The organism is Acetanaerobacterium elongatum (assembly GCF_900103835.1).
Lineage (GTDB): Bacteria > Bacillota > Clostridia > Oscillospirales > Ruminococcaceae > Acetanaerobacterium > Acetanaerobacterium elongatum.
Map to the genome: position 1 here is coordinate 1 of NZ_FNID01000015.1, position 23963 is coordinate 23963.

Sequence of the window (23963 nt, forward strand, 5' to 3'; positions counted from 1 at the left end):
AGCGAAGGAAGCGTTAAGAGGACAAAGCAGCATTTTGCTGACTAAAAACATGAAGGATTCTGTTTCTGAAGCGGAAGAAATTACGATAACCATAGCATATTGCCGATCTCATCATAGGTGATGGACTGCCCGTTGTAGGCCGTCAGCTTATCCTTCCAGTTGCTGTCGCCGTAGGTGTAATTGATAGTATCGGTGGCGTTCGCAGGCTCCACCGCCGGGTCGGTATACGCATACGTTGCTTTACTCTGAATGTTACCACTGACATCGTAGGCGTAAACGATGGTTTCATCCTGCCACAGGTTGTCCTCTCTGGTCAGCTGGCTTAACGCATCGTAGTGGTAGGTGGCCTTCAGATTACCGTTTTCGCTGATGGTCTCGATGTTCCCCAGTTTGTCGTAGGTATAGCTGAGTGTGCTACCGCCGTTGTTAATGCTGGAGAGCAGGGTAGTCGTTTTGCTGTCGGATACATCCTCATAACTATAGCCTACCGCATAGTTATTCGCCCCGTTGATGGTCTTGTTGGTTAATCTCGCAAGAGAATCGTAAGCATATGAGAGCTTCTGCACATCGTTGAGCTTGATGCTTTTTCAAAAGATATGCGTCCATCGCGGATTGCTGAAGCGGAAGTTAAATGTACCGAGCTTCAGAATGTTCTTGCTGAACTGAACGAACAATACAATGAAATTATTACATGGTCGGGGATGTACGACACTGACAGTTTCGAGGCCAAGAAAATGATCATCAACTACCTGATAAGCAGAGTAGAAATTTATCGTGGATACAAGCTCCACATTGACTTCCAAATCAATCTTGACCAATTCAACGAAGGGCTTGATATCGCTGCACAAAGCAAAAAACTCGCTTCCTTACAGAAACGAGTTTCTTTCGATTGGTGGAGACGGAGGGGATCGAACCCTTGACCTCTTGAATGCCATTCAAGCGCTCTCCCAGACTGAGCTACGCCCCCGTATTCATACCCCCATGTTGGTTTGGGGATAAAGATATTAACTTTTGTGATTGAGGATACGTGAGCACACTGCTTGCGCTCCCAAGTGAGCTACATCACCACAAAAAGAATTATTATACTGAGGTAGTACATTCGTTACAAGCGCTCTCCCAGCTGAGCTATACCCCCGTGTCTCATGCGACGTTAATTATTATACTAAATACAATTAACTTCGTCAATAGTTTTATTATAAAAAAATTCAGGCCCTCAAACTACTGTCGAGGGCCTGAAGAGGATATAAATATTATTCCGGTTTGATGAAATCAACAGTATCATTCTTTGGAATTAATGAAAGGAATATAAAGCCTATAATAAACAGCACAATCAAGGCTAAAACACCATACTTCGATGCCTTAAAGATAAAAGCGGAAGCCGATAAAATCAGTGGCCCGAAAAAATCCGCAAACTTACCGAAGATATCAAAGAAGCCGAAATATTCATTCGATTCTTCCTTAGGAATCAGCTTGCCGAAGTAGGAACGAGAGAGAGACTGTACACCGCCCTGCGCAAGCCCAACGGCAACGGCAAGCACCCAAAACTCCCATTGCTGATCTAGCTGGAAGCCAAACAGGCAGATAGCAATATACCAGACGATATATATTTTAATCATTTTCATAGCGCCAAATTTTGTGCCGAGTTTTCCGGCAAGAATTGCAAACGGGAAGGCTACGAACTGGGTAAGCAGTAGCGCCAGAATCATACTGGTACTGTCAATGCCAACCTCACCGCCATAGGTGGTAGCCATTGAAATGATGGTGTAAACGCCGTCTATGTAGAAGAAATATGCCACAATAAAGTAAAGCAGGATTCTTTCTTTTACAATCTTTTTTAAGGTAGCGCCAAGGCGCGAGAAGGCGTGTGTAATCTTATCCTGGCGGTTTTCCAGAAAAAAGACCTGCTTAACATTCTTCAGAAGCGGAATGGTTAAAAGCCCCCACCAAAGCACGGCGAATAGAAACGAGATCTGCGTTGCCATACCGGTTGACATTCCGAACGGTTTTAAGAAGATAACTGCAATACCGGCTATGAAGGGAATACAGCTGCCGATATATCCCCACGCATAGCCTGCAGCGGAGATATAATCAATACGTTCATCGTTGGTAACATCGGTGAGCATGGAGTCATAAAAAACATTGCAGGCCGTATAGCCTACTCTGGCAAGCACAAACACCAGCAGGTATGCAACCCAGTCTGAGGTAACCGAAAGTGATAGCCCGCCGATTAACCCGATAACAAGAAAGAGGATAAACATCTTCTTCTTCATACCCTTGTAATCCGCAATTGCACCTAGAATAGGTGATAGAATAGCCATGATGGCTATGGCTATCGAGGTTACAATTCCCCAGATACCGGTTGCGGTTGAAGGGTCTGCTCCAGAGTTCTCCACCAACGACCTAAAGTAGATGGGAATTGTGGTAGATATTATCATGGTAAATGCCGAATTTGCCACGTCATATAATACCCAGCTTTTCTCCGCTTTCGACAGTTTCATTGTTTTCCCGCTCCAATCCTAAGACTAAAATCTTGTTTTAGGCGCTGCTAACTTAATTTATGCTAAGTGTAACATATTTTAGGTTATGTCACAATGAATTTTGTTAAATAAGACGTAAAGCGGTGGTAAAAAACATCTATAGTTGGGTTATGTATTTAATACAGATGGTTATAGCTTAAAATCCTCCGCGGAGTATTGCGGAAGCGTTAGTATTCTTTTGGGCTTACGTTTCAGCGGGTCATACTCAAAACGTTTACAGCTTCCAGTTAGAACAGATGCCTGTTTTTTGCGGCAGCTGTGTAAGGTGACGTTTTCTGCGATATTGTAGTAAATGCAGTATTCGCAGGAGGGTTCAATTTCTTTCCCAAAATACAACATTTTCAAAAGCACATCCCCAATCTTTTCTTAACTCAATATTATTATACCAAAAATTAGAGAATTGGTCTATCTTTTTTAAATAGTATGAGTGCGATGCACAGTACCAAAAGTACACCGGCGGCTAAAGGGGGGCCAGAAAGGCCGTAAGCAGTCAAAGGGCTTTCCGGAGTAAATGAAAAGACTGCTATTGCTCCGGGGAATAACGCCTGTAACCCGGCTGCAATCAGGCAGGATAATGGTATGTGCACAAATCTTGATAGAATATACGGCCTCATGCTGACTTTCAATCCATTAAAGAAGGCTGTTACTTGGCAAATAACAGATAAACCACCAAAGGAACAGAGCGCGCAGGCCAATATAACGGCTGAGCTCCCAGAAATGGCGGCAGTTGAAGCACACCCCAACGTTACCTCAAAGACGCCGGTAAATACAGCCATACCCCATGAGCGTAGGTCCAATGGTAGAAAAGTATAGATTCCGGCGGCTAGCGGCAGCTCTTTTAAAAGTGCAAGTATTGCAGAAAAAATCACCACAAAACCGCAGATGCTTAGAATACCCAGTGCAGATCCGGTTACAGCTTCCACGAATGCTTCGGCCAGTGGAGCAGTTGTATTGGTATAACTGTCTAAAAGCACCTTTTTTTCTGCTCCTTTCATTTTAATACCTGAGAATATTGCGATAATAATGCTTGCGATTGTCTGGGCGGCAAAGATAATCACTCCGGTGTAAGGGTTGCCGAACATCTTTGTTCCTACGGCAGTTATTAAAAACGCAGGCCCCGCATTTACGCAAAAGCAGAGCATTCGGGCGGCGGTTTTAGCATCCAGACGTTTATCCCGGCACAGAGCAGCGATTGAACGGGCCCCGATGGGGTAGCCTCCAATCAAGCTTAATAGAATAATAGTGCCTGTATATTTGGGCAGATGCAGAATTTTAGCGGTAAAAAAGGATAGTGGCCTTGATAATGTGTCAGATAACCTACTGTTTATTAAAAACGAGCAAAGAACCATAAACGGAAAAAGGGAAGGAATTACGGCGTTAACGCAGGCCGCGAGCCCTTCCTTTACCCCGGAAATGACGGCGGTACTGTTTAGAAAATAGAGCAGTGCAAGAACAGTAACAAATACAGAAAGAATAACTGCCTTTTTCAAGCCGGTTTTATTCATACCCTCCATTACACAACCCCCAATTGACGTCAGTTATTCCATATATATGGATAGTTTGATTATAAAATTAGCCATTCTTCAATATATATTTAATGTTGTATAAATTATATTGTGCGCCTTTCGGGCGTCGCTGAAGGAAGGCTTGGTTTTATATATGACGCGAAGGGAAAGAGAAGCCGAGAAAAGGAGTAAAAGGGAGATTGCGCAAAGAGGGGCTGTTAAGGTTGCCAAAATGCTCCAGTTTCCTGAAACGGCGTTGTCAAAATCCGCCCAGATGGAGATTATGGGAAACCGTGAGATAACCTTAGACGGCTCGCAGGGCGTTTTGGAATACAGTGAGGATTGTATTAAAATCAATGCGGGCCGAATGGTACTGAAATTTTCCGGTAGAGGGCTCACCTTGAAATGCCTTTCGGGGGAATCACTCGCGATAGAAGGCTTTTTAACAGGAATTGAGTTTCTCACCTAGTTGGCAGACGGGATATAAAGAGAGGGGCGCCGCCTTTGTTTATCGTAAAATTAGTCAGATGGCTAAAGGGATACGTTTCTTTTACGGTCATCGGTGCATTTGCGGAACGGTTTCTAAACCTTGTAACCCGTGCCGGAATCAGTATATGGAATATCAGCAGAAAAGATGAGGTACTAACTGCCTGTACTGTTGCAAAAGATTATAAGCGGTTAAGAACCCCGGCAAAGAAATCCGGCGTAAGGCTGCGGCTGAACAACCGTTTTGGTCTTCCGTTTCGCGCCAGAAAATACCGTAAACGAGCAGGATTATTGCTGGGGGTTGCCATATTCATCGGCTTTATCATGCTCATGTCACAGTTTATCTGGTCGGTAGAGGTTGTTGGCAATGTAGAGGTGTCGAGGTTTGAAATCTTAAAAGCACTTGAGGTTGAAGGCATAAAGGTTGGCGGGTATAAAAACAATATTGATATACCTGCAGCCAAGCAAAGGCTTTTGCTTGCACTTGACGATCTTTCGTGGCTAACAATCAATCTCAGCGGAACAACCGCGGTTGTAGAGGTGAAGGAGCGTACCAAAGAGCCGAAGATGGAACCGGTTGATATACCATGCAATATCGTTGCGGCAAGATCTGGGCAGATACTTAAAATGGAAGTGTATGACGGGGAGTCTATGGTTAAAAAGGGTGATGTGGTTAAGGCCGGGGATATCCTGGTAAGCGGAATAATCGAGGATAAATCTGGAAACAATACGATTAAGCACGCAGGCGCTAAGGTAATTGCACAGGTTCAGGAGCACCGCGAATATGATGTTCCGCTGGTTACCGAGGTCACGCGGTATACCGGAAAAGAGAGAACGAAACGACTGCTTTCGTTTTTAAATACCGACATACCCATCTGGTTTTGCGGTAGTACCGAGTTTGATTATCGGCTGGAAACCGCCAAGGATACACTTTCGCTGTTTGGTATAGAGCTTCCCGTAATCTATAAAGAAGAGCGTTATCGGGAAGTAATCAGTAAAAAAGTGCCTGTAACCGAAGAAAAGGCAAAAGGCGCAGTTTTGCTGCTTGTAAAAAAGTTTGAAAAAGACGAACTGAAGGATGCAGAGATAATATCTCGTATTATTGATGTTAAGAAGATGAATAACAGGTATCTGGTAAAGGTGGATATGGTGGCAAATGTTGATATAGCAAAAGAGCAAGAAATTCTGGTACAAAATTTAGAATAATATTGCTGTTTTTTTAAGGAAAATTATGATATAATTCTTTAGAATGTAGGTTGTTCAAATATTAAATCATTTTTTAATACATATTTTTGCAGCGAAACGAATTAAAGCGAACACAATAAAGGTATCGGAAAAAGCTAAAGAAACGGAGCATTGCCTTGATGATTGAACAGGTAATTAATATTGACAGGCTGGAGCATACCTTTGCCCTTTTCGGAAGTTTCGATTCTAATATAAAGATTATTGAACAGGAATATGGTGTCAGCGTTGTTAACCGCGAGAATGAGATAAAGGTAAGCGGTGAGCCCGACAGCGTGATGTATGCGTCGCGTGTAATTGATGGTCTGCTGACGCTTTTAAGCCGGGGTGAAACAATCAACGAGCAGAATCTCCGTTATGTGATTTCGCTGGTCAGTGAAGGGAACGAAGACCAGATCAGCTCGCTGGCTGCCGATGATAATGTTTGTATTACTGCCAAAGGCCGACAGATTAAAGGTAAGACACTGGGCCAAAAGCAGTATATAGATTTAATGAAGAAGAATATAATTGTATTCAGCATAGGCCCGGCGGGAACAGGTAAAACCTATCTTGCTGTAGCCATGGCTGTTCGCGCTTTTCGCGCGCATGAGGTAAACCGGATTATACTTACTCGTCCTGCGGTGGAGGCGGGTGAGAAGCTGGGTTTTCTGCCCGGTGATCTTCAAACAAAGGTTGACCCTTATCTGCGCCCATTGTATGATGCACTGTTCGATATGCTGGGAGCTGAGAATTATCAAAAATATGTTGAACGCGGCAATATCGAGGTGGCACCGCTTGCGTATATGAGAGGGCGAACCCTTGATGATTCGTTTATTATACTGGATGAAGCGCAGAATACTACGCCGGAGCAGATGAAGATGTTTTTAACCAGACTGGGTGTAAACTCTAAGGCGGTAGTTACCGGTGACATAACGCAGATTGACCTCCCCGAAGAAAAACGTTCGGGCCTGATCGAAGCAAGCAAGATCTTAAAGGACGTGGAAGATATAGGAATGATATATCTTACTCAAAAGGATGTAGTTCGGCATGTGCTGGTGCAAAGGATTATCCGTGCGTATGAAAAGTATTATGATGAAAAGAAGCATGTAAGATAAAATACGAGATTCTTTACAGGTAAGGAATACCGAATAGTTGAATGGCGATAGTTTGGTATTGCCAGAAAGGAAAGGTAAAACAATGGAGAGAATTAAAGCATTAATATCCAACCGACAAAAAAAGATAAAGATTCCTACCGGTATTCGGCTGCTAATCAGGCGTTGCTGTCATGCGGTGCTGGAGCAGGAAAACATGAGCGGGAACTATGAGGTGAGTGTCAGCTTTGTGGATAACGAGAATATCCAAAGCTTGAACAGTCAGTACCGGCAAAAGGACATGCCTACCGACGTACTGTCGTTTCCGCTTGGTGAAAACGGCATATATGATATGAATCAGGAAACCGGTGCATATATGCTTGGCGATATCGTGATCTCAATGGAGAAAGCCGTTGAGCAGGCAGAGATGTACGGGCATTCCTTGCGGCGCGAGGTGGCATATCTTACTGTACACTCTATGCTGCACCTGATTGGGTACGACCATGAGGATGGCGGCATGGAACTGGTGCGGATGCGCGAGAAGGAAGAAGCTGTACTTACCAGCCTTGGGCTGCCCAGAGGCGAAAGCTACGTTTTAACCGATGAAAAATAATGAACGTGGGTTAAAAGGGTTTGTTAAAAGCTTTCAATATGCAATAACGGGTATCATAAGCAGTATAGTAAGCGAGCGAAATATCCGTATTCATCTTGTGGTAACACTATATATACTCTATTTTTCACGCTTTTACAGTCTAAGCCGTGCGGAGTATATTCTGCTCATTCTCACTATCTGTTTTGTAATAGCCACCGAAATGCTCAACACAGCTATCGAAACAGTGGTAGACCTTGTTACCGATGCCTATGCAAGACTTGCCAAGATTGCGAAGGATGTAGCGGCAGGTGCGGTTTTGGTGGCTGCATTTTCGGCGGTGGTTGTGGGTGTCATTCTGTTTTTTGACATTGGTATCATACAAAACATCTTATTGTATTTTGCTGCCAGTTGGGTGAGAGTTGTGCTACTGCTGCTTTCTGTAGCTGTTGCAATACTGTTTATTGTTAAGGCAGGCAGATGGGCCAATAAGGCTGAGAGTTCTAACAACTTAAATTACGGAGGAAAAGATGCTCAAAACCAAAAGTGAGTTTGTAGCAATAGTCGGCAAACCCAACGCGGGGAAATCCTCGCTGTTAAACAGTATGATTGGCGAGAAGATTGCCATTGTAAGTAATAAGCCGCAAACAACAAGAACAAGGATTACCGGGGTACTTACCAAGGAATCCACGCAGTTTGTATTTATCGATACCCCCGGCCTGCATAAGCCGAAAACAAAGCTGGACGAGTATATGGTAAAACAGGTGGACGATTCGGTTGCCGATGTGGATACCGCGGTTTTAGTGGTTGATTTTCAGGGTGAACCCGCAAAGGCGGAGCTGGAGTTGATAGACAGCTTTAAATCGTTGCATATTCCCGCACTGCTCGTTATCAATAAAATCGATACCTTAGCGCAAAAGGAACAGATTATTCAACGAATCGATCAGTACCGCAGCTTGTTTGAGTTTGAAAGCGTCATCCCCTTATCGGCGAAAACCGGCGAGGGGGTTGAAATCCTTTTGAAAGAGCTGGATAAGCTTGCGCAGGAAGGGCCGCATTTCTTCCCGGGTGATACCATGACCGATCAACCCGAGCGTGTTATTGCTGCCGAGATTATTCGCGAAAAGCTGCTGCGCAATCTTTCAGACGAGGTACCGCACGGCACGGCGGTAGAGATCGAATCCATGAAGGAACGCGAAGGAGCCGATATCATTGATATTGATGCGGTTATCTACTGCGAAAAGGAATCGCATAAGGGCATTATTATCGGTAAGGGCGGCGCGATGTTAAAAAAGGTTGCAACCCAAGCCAGAAAAGAACTGGAAGATTTTCTGGACATAAAAGTTAATTTAAAGACCTGGGTAAAGGTTAAGGATGATTGGCGCAACAAGGAAAGCGCCGTTCGTTCACTAGGTTACAACTAAGCCCGCAAGACCGATTTTGCAGCAGCTTAGTAAGAATATGGTCTACATTGCCGCACATATAAACCCCGCTCAGGGCAACAATCTTAATACACCGCTGTGAAGAGAGCTGATTCGTCAACCCTTTGAACAAAACGGTGATTGTTGATTATATGGAGGGGTTATTGTGGACAGGGAAGCTCTGTGGAGAATTTTTGAAGACACCGGCAGCGTAGAGGCTTATCTTCTTTATAAGGATAATCAATTTCTTCAAGGTTTGGCCGAAAGCGAGGAACCCCAGGATGCAGATATGTACCGAGGGAGTGGTGCTAAAGGTTAGGGACGTTGACGAAGCCGACCGAGTGCTCACCATTCTTACGCGTGACAGAGGCGTTATTACCGCGTTTGCCAACGGCGCCAAACGGCTTAAAAGCAAACTGATGGCGGCAACACAAACGTTTAACTATTCGGGATTCCAGCTGTATAAGGGTAAAGACCACTATACGGTAGACTCAGCAGAAACACTAAACGTTTTTTATGGCATTCGAAATGATATAGACAGTCTATCACTGGCCGGATATCTTTGTGAGCTTACCCAATGCCTCGCCCCGGAGGAGGACGAGGCAGAGGGTTATTTGCGTTTGCTGTTAAACTCAATGCATTTTTTAAACACCGGTACCCGTTCGGTTCGGTTTATTAAGCCGTTATATGAGCTTCGCATTCTTTCACTTGCCGGATACATGCCTAATTTGGTTTGCTGTGAAAGCTGTTCCTGCTATGAGGCTGCCCAAATGTATTTTCTACTAAGAAGCGCCAAGCTTTTATGTGCCGACTGTGCGAAGTCGGCCATTACCGAGCCTTATATGCTGCTGCCGCCCGCAGTATTAACCGCCATGCGTTATATTATCTACAGCGAGTTTAATAAGCTTTTTAACTTTACGCTGGCAGATGAGAGCTTAAGCCAGTTGGCTAGGGTTTGTGAGGCCTATCTGCTTTGCCAGGTAGGGCATGGGTTTAAATCGCTGGACTTCTTAAATTCACTTTCCCCTGCAAATGAAGGGGAAGCTATAGTTTGAATAAACGAAAGGAATTATCATGCCTGATTTTGAAAGACATTATAGGGCATTGGAACTGCCTAAGATACTCACCCTGCTTGCCGAACAGGCAAGCTGTAAGGATACATACGGCTTAGCTTTGGAGATAAAGCCGTCATCCGATTATAATACCGTTAATGCCGAGCTTGATAAAGCTAACGACGCGTATATGCTGTTGCAGCGCTTTGGAGCACCGACGTTATCCGGTGTGGCAAACCCCAAGGGGATGCTCAGGCGAGCCGGCGCCGGAGCGGTACTTTCTATGGGGGAATTACTCTCAATCGCCGAGGTGCTGCGCTGCATCCGGTCGCTAACCGAATGGAAGAAGCGATGCGAAGGTATTTCAACAACGCTTGATTTTCTGTTTGAATCATTAGTCCCCAATAAAAAGCTGGAGGAAAAGATTTTCACCTCAATCCTTTCAGAGGATGAGATGGATGATAACGCAAGCCCTGAGCTCGCCGAGCTTCGCAGAAAGATTAAAGGCGCAGGTATGCGTGTGCGTGAACAGCTCGAGGGAATGGTGCGTTCGCAGACCTACCAGAAGTATCTTCAGGAGGCTATTGTAACAATTCGTGATGGGCGGTTTGTACTGCCGGTTCGTGTGGAATATCGCAACGAGGTAAAGGGGCTGGTGCACGATACCTCTTCCAGCGGCGCTACCCTGTTTATTGAGCCCATGGCTGTGGTGGAGGCTAACAATGAAATCCGTGTACTTCAAACTAAAGAAAAGGCGGAGATTGAGCGTATATTGGCACAGCTTAGCGCTGAGTGCGCCGAATATGCCGATGCAACCTGTGGCAGCTATGACTGCTTAATTGATATTGATCTGTATTTTTCCAAGGCAAGGCTTGCAGACCGTATGCGCGCAACAAGGCCGAACCTTTCAGCTAACGGTGTAATTGAGCTTAAAAAGGCACGCCACCCGCTGATTGACCGTGAAAAGGTTATACCTACCGATATTCGTCTTGGGCAGCAGTTTGATGCCTTAGTGGTTACTGGCCCCAATACCGGCGGTAAAACCGTTACACTGAAGACCATAGGGCTGTTTACGCTTATGGCGATGTGTGGGTTGCTGTTGCCCTGTGCCGAGGGCAGTACCATTGGTCTGTATGAAAAGGTGCTTGCCGACATCGGGGATGAGCAGAGCATTGAACAAAGCCTTTCTACCTTTTCATCTCATATGACAAATATCATTGCTATCCTGCAGGCGGCGGATGAACACACGCTGGTGCTGCTGGATGAGCTTGGTGCGGGTACCGACCCGGTTGAGGGAGCGGCACTGGCTATCTCGATTCTCGACCATCTGCGCTGGGCCAAATGCCGGGTAGCCGCTACCACGCATTATGCCGAATTAAAGGTTTATGCGCTTGAGACCCAGCGGGTAGAGAATGCCTGCTGCGAGTTTGATGTAGAGACCCTGCGCCCCACCTATAAGCTGCTCATCGGTGTGCCCGGGCGCTCCAACGCGTTTGCCATTTCGCAGCGTCTGGGGCTGGACGGTTCTATAATCGATAGAGCGCGTGCGATGGTTTCCAGCGAAAACACTCGTTTCGAGGATGTGGTATCCGGTCTGGAGCAAACCCGCCAGCAGCTTGAAAAGGAAAAGGAGCTTGCGCAGCGCCAGCGCTGGGATGCTGAGACTGCAAATGCTGAGATACAAAATCACAAGAAAAAGCTTGAGCTAGAAAAGGAAAAAGAACTGGAACGGGCACGCCGGGAAGCCAGAAATATTGTTGAACGTGTGCGGTATGAAGCCCAGCAGCTGATTGATGAGCTGACGGAGCTAAAAAAGCAGAAGGATAACGAGGCGTTTACGCGCATGGCTGCCGAGGCAAAGGCACAATTCAATTCAAAGGTTTCCAAGCTGCAGGCAACGGCTGATCCTGTTATTACGAAGAAGGACGAAAACTATGTACTGCCCCGCGCGTTAAAGGTGGGGGATACAGTATTACTGATGGATGTTGATCAGGAGGGAACGGTTGTTCGTCTACCCGATAAGGATGGCATGGTGGCAGTAGAGGCGGGCATCCTGAAAACCAAAACCCCGCTTGCCAACCTCAAACTGGTGGAAGGCAAGCGTAAGCGCACAGAGCAGCCCGATGCAAGGCGTAACGTAAGGAGCACCGTGCAGATGCAGGCCAAAACCGAGGTGGATCTGCGTGGCATGAATTTGGAAGAAGCGCTTATGGAGCTTGACCGTTTCATTGATGAATGCGTACTGCTGCATTTAGAGGTTATCTCTATTATCCATGGCAAAGGCACCGGCGTACTTCGTAAGGGCGTACAGGCACACCTGAAAACTCACCCCAATATTGAATCGTATCGTTTGGGTGTTTATGGTGAAGGCGAGTCTGGCGTAACAATTGCAACATTAAAATAATCGATCTTATAGAGCTTCCTGATAAACCATTGAATGTATATGTAATCTCAAACAATCACAAGTATAATTGGTATTTACTGTAATGCTATAAAAATCAGTGCCCATGTAAATTCATGGGCGCTGATTTTTATGTGGTTCTGTTTTGTTAGGCTCCATTCTACGTTCGATGCCGGAGTTTACACAAAATGCGCGATACACCCCTGCATCAGCTTAGTAGAACGAAATCACTTTCTTTTCAGGTTACCTTTATAAAATGATTCCCGCATTTGGGGCAGGATATCTCGATCTTTCCTTTACCTCTTGGCACCCGCAGCTTTTGCCTGCAGGTCTTACAGATAAAGTAGCGGTAGTACTTGCGATTGGCAAACTGCTGCCGCTTTGTTGTAAACCAACCCTTTATGCGGTTTCTAAATGATAAGTACTTTATATTCTCTGCCGTACGCTTTGGAATATTGCGGGAAAGCACACGGAAGAAAGCCAGTACCAAAACCGCAAACCCCACCCAGTAGATGATATGCGTTCTTAACAGAATATCTAAAAACATCAGTATAAATGCAAGGATATTCAGGTCGCGCGAAAGTAGATCCACCCCGTTTCGGCCATACATCCATTGTTGTAAACGGTAGCGCAGCTGCGAGAAAAACCCCATTGTATCTATGCTCCTTGTTAACATTCTATTTATATTACCATACATAATAATTATTAACGGCTTAAATATTACTTGTGAAAAGAATGCAAACAAAAAAACACGCCCCCCAAAGGGACGTGTTTGTAAGTGCGGTGTTAAGGGTTATCTCTGGCTCGAGAAGCAATCGCTGCAGTAAACAGGACGATCGTTTCTGGGCTGGAAGGGAACCTTGCAGGTTTTCCCGCAGGAAGCGCATACAGCGTCGAACATTTCGCGCTGGGGCCTTCCGTTATTCTTACGGGCATCGCGGCAGCTCTTGCAGCGCTGAGGCTCATTGGTAAAGCCTTTCTCCTCGTAAAAATCCTGCTCGCTTGCTGTGAACACGAACTCGTTGCCACAGTCTTTACATACCAGTGTTTTGTCTTGATGGTTCAATGGAAATACCTCTTTTTTTTATTATGACGGATATACTCCGCATTAACACTTAGTATACAGCATAATAATCAAATTGTCAAATTTTTATATTCGGAAATTTCATCCTTTTTAGATTATTTACAATTGAAAGCAGCAAGGCCTAAGCTTTGCTGCTTTAAGTAGTAATTGCTTAGATTTTATCGCGGTCTCCACGGTGGGGGAGGCGGGGGAGGAGGTGGCGGTCCCGGAGGCCACGGGGGTCTTGGAGGCGGGGGCGGGGGTGGAGGCCCGGGAGGAAACGGAGGACGCGGTGGACAATTGGGGCACTGCCACATCCATGGCCATCTGGGCCTTGGGTACCAGCGCCGACGTCGCCAGCGGATATCTGAGCACTCGCCATGGTCACGCATTTCAGGCATATTATCATCTCCTTTTGATGCATCATATGCCTAAAAAACCTAGATTGTTACAAAACTTGCCTGAGTGTTTGCTGTTTATAGCTCAGCCTTAAAATGCTCTGCAATCTGCATTAGTTCCCCCAGTGTTGAGATTTCAACACCCGATTCCAAAATTTTATTCTTAACCTGAATGGGCAGCGACTCGAAATACTCCCGAAAACCGGGGATATTCTCGTCATATACGGTCATTCCAAGCTCACGTCCTTATCTTAATATTTTTTCCTAGTAAAAGGCCGATGGGTTTTGCGCAAGCTGCGCTATATACTGCTTCATCTCGCTTTTAGACCGTATTGTTTTTGTGCGATCAATAACCCTTTGCTGCTGCTCTTTGGTAAGGGAGCCAAAATGGTTCAGTGCCTCGGTGTTCTGTGCAAGTGCCATACCAAAGCCAAGCGGCAGGCCCCGTTTATCCTCTGCGTCTAACATATCGTATCAACAATCCTTTCAATGTTTAATCAAATTTAGTATTACCAAGGCAAATACGGTCATACCCAACAAACAGTTAAATGATATGGATATAGCGGTTCAAATTACCGTTAGCAAATGGGGTTGAATCCGTAAAAGCTTGAGATACTAATCCGGTAATCATTTTTAAGGAATAAAGGGAGAAGTAGCTGAAAAATAGACTTTCATGTTCCCGAAAGGCAGGATTTTAACAATGAAGCTCTTTTTTAAGGAATTCTATCTGTTTTGCTTTGGTGCGGTGGCCTATGGGCTAATCGAGATCATGTTCCGCGGCAATACGCACTGGACGATGTTAATTGTCGGTGGTTTGTGTTTTGTGCTGATTGGAGCTGTTAACGAGGTCTTTCCGTATGAGATAGCGCTTACCAGCCAGATGCTGATTTCGGCAGTAATTATCACAGCATTGGAGTTTGTATCCGGTACGGTGATTAACGATTGGTTTCGGCTTGGGGTGTGGAACTACAGCGACATGCCTTATAATGTTAACGGGCAGATATGCTTGGTATTCTTCTGCGCGTGGTTCTTCCTCTCGCTTGTGGGGATTGTACTGGATGATTATATGCGCTATAAGCTGTTTGGCGAGGAACGTCCTCATTATAAACTCCTGTAAGAAAACAAGGCCTCCCTGTTCCTGGCAGGGAGGCCTATTGATATTCATCGATATATTTTTAGTTAAGTCGTGGCTTCCGGCCTTTTTGGCTTAGCCGTAAACAGTTCGGCGGTAAAGCGGTTACGGTTTACCGCCTTCCACAGCAGCCAAGAGATGTAGAAATCAATACTGCTGTGGATAATGGTACCGACCCCAACCAACAGGATGACGGCAACCACAAAGCCTTTGGCATAATAGCCCTTGGCCATGGTATTGCTGAAGTAGAAGGGTATTACCACGAGCACCTCAAAGCCCGCGTGAATAAGCGCCATTACAAAGTTAAAGGCAAGGTTTGATTTAACGCTCAGCAGGGTGTATGGGTGCCTTTTCAGCCATAAAGCGCCGATGGTAACAAAGATTACCTGGCTCAACGCACGCAGCACCACAACAATGGGGAACCCGCCGAGGAAAAAGCCTAGCGTAGTGCCAAGCGACACTGATACCGCTACAGCGGGAGATATAAACATTGCGATAAAAACCGCAACATGGCTGGCCAGCGTAAACGAGGCCGGCTCAAGGATTAGTCTTACCGGGGAAAACATCGGGATAACGATACCGATGGCGCAGAGCAGTGCTGCAATCACCATCCGGTACAAGCGCATGTGACTGTTCATACTTCATCCAATCCGCCGCTGTGCAGCCGGCCCGATAGTTTATTTTGCAACGCACAGGTTTGCTAAACGTTCTTCCTGTAAACTACAGGGTATATTATTACACGTATTCTACCATGTTAGGTTATGAAACGCAAGCTTTAGCCGCCTGCGCATTTTATTGTTGGCAGGCATGTACTTCATTATTAGCGCATATGCTTGTACTGGAGGTGGCGGTTGTGAAAAAACAAAATGTAACGGTAGATAAAATCATCCTAGAGGGTGAATTAACCTACAAGGACGTTAAGGTGCTGCATTACAAGATTGAATACCCAAAGTTTACGGGTATCTTTTTTCAGCGTATGCTTGGGGAACTGAACCTGCTTTACAAGGCTCGGGCGATTACCTTTCAACAAACCTGCGTACAGCAGCTATTATGCGAAGCAAGTAAACAATATGATGAAGCGGTGTCAAACGGCTATCCGTTTCATATGTTTGAGGCCTACATAGTTTTTGAGGTAACCTATAATTGTGACTGCACGATTAGTCTTTACTTTGATAAGTATGAATATAAAGGCGGCGCCCACGGTGCAACTGTCAGAAGCTCCGATACATGGAGCCTGAGCAAGGAGTGCTGCCTGTTGCTGTGCGATATGTTTCCCTCATCGGTAAGCTATAAAGCCTACGCAATGCAGGCCATTAACAATCAAATAGCCGAGCAGATAGAGCAGGGAACCGGCTTCTATTTTGATGATTACCAAAGGCTGGTTGCACGCTATTTCAACCAGCGCAGCTTCTACCTCACCATGGAGGGGGTAGCCGTTTATTATCAGCAGTACGAGATTGCCCCTTATGCCTCGGGTATACCGGTATTTATACTTCCCTATGAACTTGGCTGTGTGCTGCGCCCTCAGTGCAGGTAATACTAGTCTCTCGTTATAACCTTACTTAGAAATCTCGCATAAGCCCATAAATATAAGCTGATACATCCATGCGGGGTTGCAATAATCTCCTAATATGGTATAATTAAAATATAATTATGCAACAGAAGGGAGACCCTCAATGAGTAAAGTGGTTTGGAAACCGGGCACCCTGCTTGCACCGGTGCCTCCGGCGATGGTATCCTGCGGTACCATGCAGTCGCCAAACGTTTTAACCATAGCATGGACAGGTATTATCAATTCCGACCCGGCCATGACCTATATCTCGGTGCGGCCCACACGTTATTCTTACAACCTGATAAAGGAATCCGGCGAATTTGTAGTCAACCTCACTACTGCCGATCTGGTGCGTGCGGCGGATTATTGCGGGGTTAAGAGCGGTGCAAACACCGATAAGTTTAAGGATATGAAGCTGACAGCCGCCCCTGCCTCTATGGTTTCGGCGCCGCTGGTTGCCGAAAGCCCCGTGAGCCTTGAGTGTCGCGTAACCGAAATAAAGGAGCTTGGCAGCCATCATATGTTTCTAGCTGAGATTCTGTGTGTGGATGTAGACGAGCAGTATATCGACGAGCAGGGCAAGCTGATGCTGCATAAATGTGGGCTGGCCGCCTTTTCTCACGGCGAATACTTTGCGCTTGGCAAACGGCTGGGCAAATTCGGATATACCGTTCGCAAAAAGCCTTCATCCGGTAAGCCGAAGAATAGATAGATATCAATATATAAATTTAAAGAACAGGCACGAAACCAAACGGCTTCGTGCCTGTTCTTAACATAATAAGTATCTCTGCTGAAACAGAACTATTTACTCCTAATCCGGTATCTCCTCTACTATAGAACTACCGGCAGTACAATCACCATTCAGCCACTGCCAGCGCTCGTTTAAACGCAGCCTTCCGTCCGGCAGAAGCTGCGGCCTGCTCAGGCATTTACCCATCCTAAGCCGCCCCTGGTGGTTTATGTGCTGGTATGTAAAGCTTAAACCGCCGTTTTGCACTTTCCCAATTAATAAGCCCTTGCTGATTTCGCCGCCGGAATACTCCGCCCAAACGGTATCATCGTTCTGATGATAGCGAAATATTGTTTTTTGCGAGACCTCACCATTCTCGCTGTTCTCAACCGCAAGAAAGGTACGTCCATCATACGAAAACTCTTCTGGAGAAGCCTCTGCAAAGGGAAGAAGTTTTTGCATAGCCGGGTAGCATAATACCCGGTTATGAGCAGCAACAATCTGCAGATTTTCAGTGGTGATATAGCCACGCTTTAAATATAACCCCATCGCGGGCTGCGATGCGTCTAAAATTGCGGCAGGATAATCCTTCGCAATCATTCCTTCCAGATAATCCATTAGATATGTGCCGTATCCTTTACCTTGGTGTTCGGGAAGCACAAAAACGCGCGTGATATGATTTTTATCCAAGCTGCCCGTACCAACAATTTTTTGATTATCGGTAACTAAATAAGTTTTGCCGTTTTGAAGATCGATTAAGATGTTTTCCTCTCTATGGTGGTTTAAAAAGAATTCAACCACCTCGCCGGGATAATACCTCGGGTAAACCGCTTGAATGGTGTGCGTTACTATCCCATGAACGATTCGCAGGTCACCTGAAGAAGCCGGCTGAATATTCATGCTGTGTGCTTCCTTCTCTCGAATAGCTTAAACAGTGCTGTAATGAGGGTTTTGGCATTCACCAGCAAGACAATAACAGTCAACGCAATCTCAAACACAATCCAATACTTTATCTGCAGAATAATAATAACAGCCTGTAGTATTAGTATCGTTGTGCTTATAATCAGGCGAGCCCAACTTACGTCCACTTTTAAATATTTACGAGAGTGAATACAACGGAAGACAAATACGACAAAATAGCTGGCAAAGGTAGCAAACGATGCTCCATTGGCACCGAATTTTGGAATCAATATAATATTCAATACTACATTCAGGGCGGCCCCGGAAAAGGTAGTAATCATAGTCATGACATTGCGCTTTTCAGCCATGTAAATGCTTGCAAAGAAGGATCCAAAGCAGTTGAATACGATTGCTACAATCAAGTAGGGTACATAAATCCAAGAATCGAAGAAGTTCTTGCTAACAAGTATTCTGGTAATGGGCTGTATCAGCAAAATTAAAGCAGACCCAGCCACAAATAGTAACGACTGGTAGGCATCGAATACGGTCGTGTAGAATCTTGCTCTTACCCTTTCATCGGTCTCTGTAAAGGCAGAAAGCTGCCAGGCCTGCATGAAGAAAGTTGAGACCACAACCAGTAGATTTGGAATGGTGTAGGAAGTGGTATAGAGACCGTTTATTGCTGAACCGACAATGCCAGTTACAAAGTACTGGTCGGAAAGGCTGATTATCCAAAAGAACACGGTGTTTGGAATTAGGGGCAGCGAATACAAAAGCATCGATTTCCATAGCTGTTTATCCAGCTTTTTAATCTTGAAGTACCGCCAAAGTTCCGCAATCCAGATAAGAAATACCGCAGAAAGAAAATCGGCGAGAATGGTAGACAACACATAACCGACTATACCAAGCTTGAATACAATAAGACCTAACAAAGTAAAAACAAAATACATCAATGTGTTGAGGACACCGTCAAACGCATATAACCGCACATAGCCCTTCGCGCGGACAAACTGTGCGCAGACACCATTTAAGGAGGAGGCAAGTACATAGAGATAAAGAAGAACGGTATATCCCTTGGTAAAAGGGAGCAAATCCATCAGCGGGTAGAACATTAAAAAGACGGCGAAACCAGCCAAGACAGTTAAAATACCGGCGGAGAATACATCCGACTTATGTGTTTTGCTTTCAAGGGCAAAACGAATTACCGCCTCACCGATACATACGGCGGTGATCGGTATAATAAAGTTAGCGGTGTTAGATACCAATCTGGCCGTGCTCATCTCTTCAGGGGCAAGAATATGCGTGGTGATTGGCATGAGCAGAAACATCAGTATCTTGGTACCCAGTTGACCTATCGCAAATATTAAGGTGTTGGAAAGCAGCTTTTTGTATTGATTCATCGTCGATATTTCCCTACGCTGTATTCTTAGGCCGATTTATCACCTAGCCTAGATTCATGAAGTATCCGTTCCCAAAGAGGGTAAACATACAAAGTCATTATATCATGCCAAGTTTTTAGAATATACTACGAATATGTAAATATTCTCCGTTTATGCACACAATTTATCAAGAATGGAGAGAATCAGCTGCCATATCCGTCTGCACGAGTCCAAATCCAGCCGCTCATTGGGCGTATGCACCTCAGCAATATTCGGCCCGATTGCCAGAATATCAAGCGACGGCTGCTTTGCCTTGAATAATCCGCATTCCAGGCCCGCATGAATGGCATTGAGCCTAAGCTCCTTGCTAAAAAGCTCACGGTAACTTTTTGAGGCAAGCTCCCGCAGATGAGAATGTGCGTCATAAGCCCATCCGGGGTAATCGCCCGAATGGGAAGCACTAAAGCCAAGTGCACCCGCTGTTTGCTCTATACTTGCAACAATTTCATGTTTTTTATCCTCAACAACGCTGCGGGTAAGAAAGATGCACTCCACACAGTTTTCAGTAGTATGAATAGAGGCAAAGTTGGTGGAGCTTTCAATAAAATTCTCTTCTCCCCGAGCAAGTACGCCGTGGGGGACTGCATTCATAAGCATCAATATATTATTGGAGGCTTCAGCGGTCAGCATCTCCGTTGTACTGCACGGTTTAACCGAAAGGGCGAAGCCGCTGTCGTCACTGTGCAGTGTTTTTGCAATGGAAAGCCTTACATCCTCAACAATCTTCATAATTTCACTCAAGGCGGCACTGGCAGCTATTACGGCGCAGCATTCGCGTGGGATAGCATTATCCATATTGCCGCCATCAACTCGAATCAGGCGTAAAGGAAAACGCTCTGCTACACATGAAAGCACCTGTGCCATCAGCTTGTTGGCATTCGCGCGTCCTTTGTCGATATCCATACCTGAATGGCCGCCTGCAAGCCCGCCCAGGCTGATTGCCATACAGTTGCCCTTAACAGGCTCAAAGTTCACCGCTCTTTTTAAGTGTGTGCGTATACCCCCGCAGCAGCTTACGGTTGCAATGCCTTCATCCTCTGCGTCCAGATTGATCATATACTGTGCCGTAACCTGCCTCTTATCCAGCTCGGCGGCACCGGTTAGCCCGGTTTCCTCCATTACGGTGAAGATACACTCAAGCGCGGGGTGTTTGATACTTTCGTCATCCAGCAGGGCCAGCATCATGGCAACCGCGATGCCGTTATCCGCCCCCAGCGTGGTGCCCTTGGCAAAGAGCTTACCGTCCTTCACTGCAAGCTTCAGCGGGTCGCGCGAAAAATCGTGCACTGTACCTATATTCTTTTCGCATACCATGTCGATGTGCCCCTGAAACGCTATGGCCGGAAGTCCATCAAATCCCTCGGAGGCAGGCTTGCGGATGACAACATTACAGATGGCGTCCTGATAATACTCATACCCGTGAGCCTTTGCGAAGCTTACCAGGTAGTCGCTGATTTCCTTCTCATTACCAGAGGAACGCGGGATTGCGCTGATCTCCTCAAAAAAATGAAAGACCTTTTCGGGCTCATAGCCCTTAATAATATAATTCATGATAAGTGTACTCCTTACTGTAATGTCATCAATATAATGGTTAAAACATATCGTTGCCCCCGCCGTTACAAGCGAGGGCAGCCATTTTATATTAGGTTATGCTTTTTATATGCAAGTATTCCGCAACTCATTTTTTATCCAAAAACCTGTCCATCTGCAGATATCCGGTGTCAAAATAAACCTTTGTATCCGCAGCGGACTGTTCGCTGAAATTCACCACGCCGCTTTCCTTCTCCGAGCGCTTATGGTAGATGAGGTACGGCACGGGGATACCCACATGGGTGCGAAGGGCAAGCGGTGTAGCATGGTCGGGCAGAATCATTACCTTGTAATCGTCGTAGGTGTTCAGCGCCTCCAGCACAGGAGCAAGAATGCGCTTATCGATATACTCAATCGCCTTTACCTTATTCTGAATCTCGGCACGGTGCCCGCACTCATCGGGAGCCTCCACATGCAGGTATACAAAGTCCTGCCCGCGTTTGAATGCGTCAATGCAGGCCTGAGCCTTTCCTTCAAAGTTGGTGTCGATATAGCCGGTGGCGCCCGCCACATCAATTACCTCAAGGCTTGCCAGCCTGCCGATACCTTTAATCAGGTCAACCGCCGAGATTACCGAGCCCTTCAGGCCGTATTTCTTCTGAAAGTCCTCCAGCGGCTTCTTCTTACCGCTGCCCCATAGCCATATGCTGTTTGCCGGGCGGTGGCCGTTAGCCATGCGTTTGAGGTTTACCGGGTGATTCTTTAAAAGCTCGTAGCTCTTTTGGGTGAGCTCAAGAAATTGTTCGTTCTGGGGCAGGTAGTCAGTAATCTTCTGGGTTGTGATATCATGCGGCGGGGTAAGCGCGCCTATCTTATCGGGGCCGTTTTTCCACACCAGACAGTGGCGGTAGCTTACACCGGTGTAAAACGAGAATACCTCGTCGCCTAACTGCTCCTGCAGATACTTTATAAGGATATCTGCCTCGGCAGTGGAGATATCGTCGGCGCAGTAGTCTACCATTGTTTTCTGCGCAAAATCAGGCTCATCCGAAAGCGTAACAAGGTTGCAGCGCGTAGCAACGTCATCATTGCTTAAATCAACCCCAATGTTTGCAGCCTCCAGCGGTGAACGCCCGGAGTAGTATTTAAACGGGTCGTATCCCAGCACCGAAAGGTTGGCAACATCACTGCCGGGTTTTAAGCCCTCGGCTACCGTATTCAGAAGCCCAACCTCCGCACGGGAGGCCAAACGGTTCATCAGCGGCTTGTCAGCTGCCTCCATGGGGGTTTTTCCGCCCAGCTCATTCACTGCATAGTCCGACATACCATCGCAAAGCAAAACCAGATACTTCATGTAAAGACACAAATCCTTTCTATATGTAAACAAAGGCTTATGTATTGTTGTATATCCTCTGTGAAAAACTTAACGGTATTATTATACGCTTGCTTATCGGCTTTTTGCAACAGTTTTTGCCGTATCCCTGTAAAAAACGCCATGTGCTGAACGCAAAACCACATTAGTATGGAATTGTTCACGGCTTGCAGTTGAATCAATCGATGTAAAACGACAGGATAATTGTTGCCAAATAGATTATACTATCAATAGGAAATATATGGAAATGAAGTGTGCTTATGAAGAAGGTTATCAAAAGACTAGCGTCATTAGCTACTGTGATGGTTCTGCAGTTTTCTCTTACTTCCTTAAATATGCCTTTGCTTTCTGCCACAGCCTTGAATATTGCAACAGAAGAGCAGTTGGCAGAAACCCTGGAAAACGCCCTGGATGGTGACACGATTACTTTTATTTCAAATATTACACTAACCCAAGAGCTCATAATCAATAAAGCTGTTACCATAGACACAAGGGATTACCGCCTTACTGTTTCGGCAGCAAAGCTCATCTGTAATGCGGGTACGATAAAAGGGAGCAGGTCGCCGGTAAACGTTGCCTCCGGTGGCTGTCTGGAGCTTAACAGCGGAGCGGTTGTTACCGCCGAAAAGGGCGATGCTGTTTACTCTGTCGGCGGTATCGTACATATTAACGGTGGTACTGTAAACGGAGCAGTCAGTTACAATCAGGGTTCCGATATAACCATAAAGGGGGGATCAATTACAAACGGATTGCATTTAAATCGGTTTGATTCATTTAAATTCACCGGTGGTATTATTAACAACGGTATAAAGGCACAAAACGGAACAATTACTTTCGACGGAGGCGCCGTAAAAGGCGAAGAATACGGTGTTTGGGCTGAAGATGGTTTGATTTTGAATATAACAAGCGGTTCCATCAATGTAAACCAAGGCATCGGTATAGAGCTGCTCAAGGGCGCCGAAGCCGATGTTAAGGGAGGCGCGGTTAATGCGAGATACGGGGTTGTGCTGCATGATGGTTCAAAAATTGCGGTTGTCACCTCATACAGCAGTATAAGTGGTGTCTATGATAATAGTTTTAATATGTTGGTTTCCCCGCAGTCTCCCATAATCAATACAAAAATCGGCTCTACCCAAGACGTTCAGATCAGCTGCTTGGATGGCTTTAACTTAAACATAAATCAGGATACACCATCTTCACTTTTTGCCCAAAAGAACGGGAGAAATACCTTTACTGTTACTCCGTCAATGGCTGGCAGCTTTCTGCTTTTGCTTAGCAATACTTCTCAGGGTGATTTTTCTGTTCTTTTAGGGGTTCCGGTAATCGTAAAAAGGAACTCAGCCGATTCCTCATCGTCTTCGGAATTTGATTTGGATTTAAGCAACAATTTTTATCAGGATGCTTGGAAGATGATACAGGAGGAGTTTCGGTTTACGCCACGGCCAACCATTCCGGAAACGGGTGCCGGTTAAGATTTATATTAAGGCCTTAACAGAGATAACCTTTGTTAAGGCCTTTTGATTGAAAATGTTAGTTGTAATGAG

Annotated in this window: 25 protein-coding genes and 1 tRNA gene; 13 read left to right on the forward strand and 13 right to left on the reverse strand. The window is 45.7% G+C overall.

The features are described 5' to 3' along the window. Positions 1–80: 80 nt before the first annotated feature. From BLR50_RS06805 to BLR50_RS06830, 4 genes are all read right to left on the reverse strand, one after another. A complete protein-coding gene (locus tag BLR50_RS06805; protein WP_092639889.1) occupies positions 81–566 on the reverse strand; it encodes a hypothetical protein in 486 nt (161 codons plus the stop codon). 324 nt (positions 567–890) lie between these two features. Beyond that, positions 891–967 (reverse strand) — tRNA-Ala (locus BLR50_RS06815). A 283-nt stretch (positions 968–1250) separates the two neighbouring features. Next, the gene (locus BLR50_RS06820; protein ID WP_092639893.1) at positions 1251–2498 is read right to left on the reverse strand and encodes an MFS transporter; all 1248 of its coding nucleotides are present in this window, start codon (positions 2496–2498) and stop codon (positions 1251–1253) included. Positions 2499–2929: 431 nt separating this feature from the next. Next, positions 2930–4042, reverse strand: coding sequence for a hypothetical protein (locus BLR50_RS06830; RefSeq protein ID WP_143008059.1), 1113 nt, complete (start codon positions 4040–4042; stop codon positions 2930–2932). Between the two features lie 154 nt (positions 4043–4196). On the opposite strand from BLR50_RS06830, the gene BLR50_RS06835 reads away from it, so the two are divergent. From BLR50_RS06835 to BLR50_RS06875, 9 genes are all read left to right on the forward strand, one after another. After that, positions 4197–4511 (forward strand): YabP/YqfC family sporulation protein, encoded by a 315-nt coding sequence (locus tag BLR50_RS06835; protein WP_242871706.1) that lies wholly within the window; start codon positions 4197–4199, stop codon positions 4509–4511. 35 nt (positions 4512–4546) lie between these two features. Next, positions 4547–5734, forward strand: coding sequence for a sporulation protein YqfD (gene yqfD / locus BLR50_RS06840; RefSeq protein WP_162840354.1), 1188 nt, complete (start codon positions 4547–4549; stop codon positions 5732–5734). A 158-nt stretch (positions 5735–5892) separates the two neighbouring features. Further along, positions 5893–6864 carry a PhoH family protein gene (locus BLR50_RS06845; protein ID WP_092639901.1) on the forward strand — a complete coding sequence of 324 codons (972 nt, stop codon included), beginning with the start codon at positions 5893–5895 and terminating at the stop codon, positions 6862–6864. An 82-nt stretch (positions 6865–6946) separates the two neighbouring features. Next, on the forward strand, positions 6947–7453 hold the full coding sequence (gene ybeY / locus BLR50_RS06850) for an rRNA maturation RNase YbeY (protein ID WP_092639904.1): 507 nt from the start codon (positions 6947–6949) through the stop codon (positions 7451–7453). After that, the gene (locus BLR50_RS06855) at positions 7443–7979 is read left to right on the forward strand and encodes a diacylglycerol kinase family protein (protein ID WP_092639907.1); all 537 of its coding nucleotides are present in this window, start codon (positions 7443–7445) and stop codon (positions 7977–7979) included. The genes ybeY and BLR50_RS06855 overlap by 11 nt, the downstream gene beginning before the upstream one ends. Then, positions 7960–8853 (forward strand): GTPase Era, encoded by an 894-nt coding sequence (gene era / locus BLR50_RS06860; RefSeq protein ID WP_092639910.1) that lies wholly within the window; start codon positions 7960–7962, stop codon positions 8851–8853. Before BLR50_RS06855 ends, era begins: the two co-directional genes overlap by 20 nt. A 163-nt stretch (positions 8854–9016) precedes the next feature. Then, positions 9017–9169 carry a YqzL family protein gene (locus tag BLR50_RS06865; protein ID WP_242871707.1) on the forward strand — a complete coding sequence of 51 codons (153 nt, stop codon included), beginning with the start codon at positions 9017–9019 and terminating at the stop codon, positions 9167–9169. Beyond that, a complete protein-coding gene (gene recO, locus BLR50_RS06870) occupies positions 9132–9905 on the forward strand; it encodes a DNA repair protein RecO (RefSeq protein ID WP_092639914.1) in 774 nt (257 codons plus the stop codon). The genes BLR50_RS06865 and recO overlap by 38 nt, the downstream gene beginning before the upstream one ends. Before the next feature lie 19 nt (positions 9906–9924). Next, the gene (locus tag BLR50_RS06875; protein ID WP_092639916.1) at positions 9925–12306 is read left to right on the forward strand and encodes an endonuclease MutS2; all 2382 of its coding nucleotides are present in this window, start codon (positions 9925–9927) and stop codon (positions 12304–12306) included. Positions 12307–12541: 235 nt separating this feature from the next. Here BLR50_RS06875 and BLR50_RS06880 read toward each other — a convergent pair whose 3' ends face one another. From BLR50_RS06880 to BLR50_RS06895, 4 genes are all read right to left on the reverse strand, one after another. Beyond that, positions 12542–12955: a hypothetical protein gene (locus BLR50_RS06880; RefSeq protein ID WP_092639918.1), complete on the reverse strand. Its 414-nt coding sequence runs from the start codon at positions 12953–12955 to the stop codon at positions 12542–12544. A 141-nt stretch (positions 12956–13096) separates the two neighbouring features. Further along, positions 13097–13369 carry a zinc-ribbon domain containing protein gene (locus BLR50_RS06885; protein WP_092639920.1) on the reverse strand — a complete coding sequence of 91 codons (273 nt, stop codon included), beginning with the start codon at positions 13367–13369 and terminating at the stop codon, positions 13097–13099. Positions 13370–13842: 473 nt separating this feature from the next. Next, positions 13843–13995 (reverse strand): molecular chaperone GroEL, encoded by a 153-nt coding sequence (locus BLR50_RS14280; RefSeq protein ID WP_143008061.1) that lies wholly within the window; start codon positions 13993–13995, stop codon positions 13843–13845. Between the two features lie 33 nt (positions 13996–14028). Next, on the reverse strand, positions 14029–14232 hold the full coding sequence (locus BLR50_RS06895) for a hypothetical protein (RefSeq protein ID WP_092639922.1): 204 nt from the start codon (positions 14230–14232) through the stop codon (positions 14029–14031). A gap of 232 nt (positions 14233–14464) precedes the next feature. On the opposite strand from BLR50_RS06895, the gene BLR50_RS06900 reads away from it, so the two are divergent. Beyond that, positions 14465–14881, forward strand: a complete 417-nt coding sequence (locus BLR50_RS06900) for a putative ABC transporter permease (protein ID WP_092639924.1) — start codon at positions 14465–14467, stop codon at positions 14879–14881. A 62-nt stretch (positions 14882–14943) separates the two neighbouring features. On the opposite strand, the gene BLR50_RS06905 is transcribed toward BLR50_RS06900, so the two are convergent. After that, entirely contained in the window at positions 14944–15534 is a 591-nt protein-coding gene (locus BLR50_RS06905; RefSeq protein ID WP_092639926.1) for a hypothetical protein, read from the reverse strand. Between the two features lie 215 nt (positions 15535–15749). Here BLR50_RS06905 and BLR50_RS06910 point away from each other — a divergent pair, with 215 nt between their 5' ends. Further along, entirely contained in the window at positions 15750–16433 is a 684-nt protein-coding gene (locus BLR50_RS06910; protein ID WP_162840355.1) for a DUF3298 and DUF4163 domain-containing protein, read from the forward strand. Positions 16434–16572: 139 nt separating this feature from the next. Then, on the forward strand, positions 16573–17160 hold the full coding sequence (locus BLR50_RS06915) for a flavin reductase family protein (protein WP_092639930.1): 588 nt from the start codon (positions 16573–16575) through the stop codon (positions 17158–17160). Between the two features lie 99 nt (positions 17161–17259). On the opposite strand, the gene BLR50_RS06920 is transcribed toward BLR50_RS06915, so the two are convergent. The 4 genes from BLR50_RS06920 to BLR50_RS06935 form a co-directional block, all read right to left on the reverse strand. Next, positions 17260–18078 (reverse strand): GNAT family N-acetyltransferase, encoded by an 819-nt coding sequence (locus BLR50_RS06920; RefSeq protein ID WP_092639932.1) that lies wholly within the window; start codon positions 18076–18078, stop codon positions 17260–17262. Next, positions 18075–19478, reverse strand: a complete 1404-nt coding sequence (locus tag BLR50_RS06925) for an oligosaccharide flippase family protein (RefSeq protein ID WP_092639934.1) — start codon at positions 19476–19478, stop codon at positions 18075–18077. Before BLR50_RS06925 ends, BLR50_RS06920 begins: the two co-directional genes overlap by 4 nt. Before the next feature lie 150 nt (positions 19479–19628). Beyond that, the gene (locus tag BLR50_RS06930) at positions 19629–21068 is read right to left on the reverse strand and encodes an aminoacyl-histidine dipeptidase (protein ID WP_092639936.1); all 1440 of its coding nucleotides are present in this window, start codon (positions 21066–21068) and stop codon (positions 19629–19631) included. Between the two features lie 127 nt (positions 21069–21195). Beyond that, on the reverse strand, positions 21196–22401 hold the full coding sequence (locus tag BLR50_RS06935; protein WP_092639938.1) for a cofactor-independent phosphoglycerate mutase: 1206 nt from the start codon (positions 22399–22401) through the stop codon (positions 21196–21198). 278 nt (positions 22402–22679) lie between these two features. On the opposite strand from BLR50_RS06935, the gene BLR50_RS06940 reads away from it, so the two are divergent. Further along, on the forward strand, positions 22680–23891 hold the full coding sequence (locus BLR50_RS06940) for a hypothetical protein (protein ID WP_143008063.1): 1212 nt from the start codon (positions 22680–22682) through the stop codon (positions 23889–23891). Positions 23892–23963: the final 72 nt, after the last annotated feature.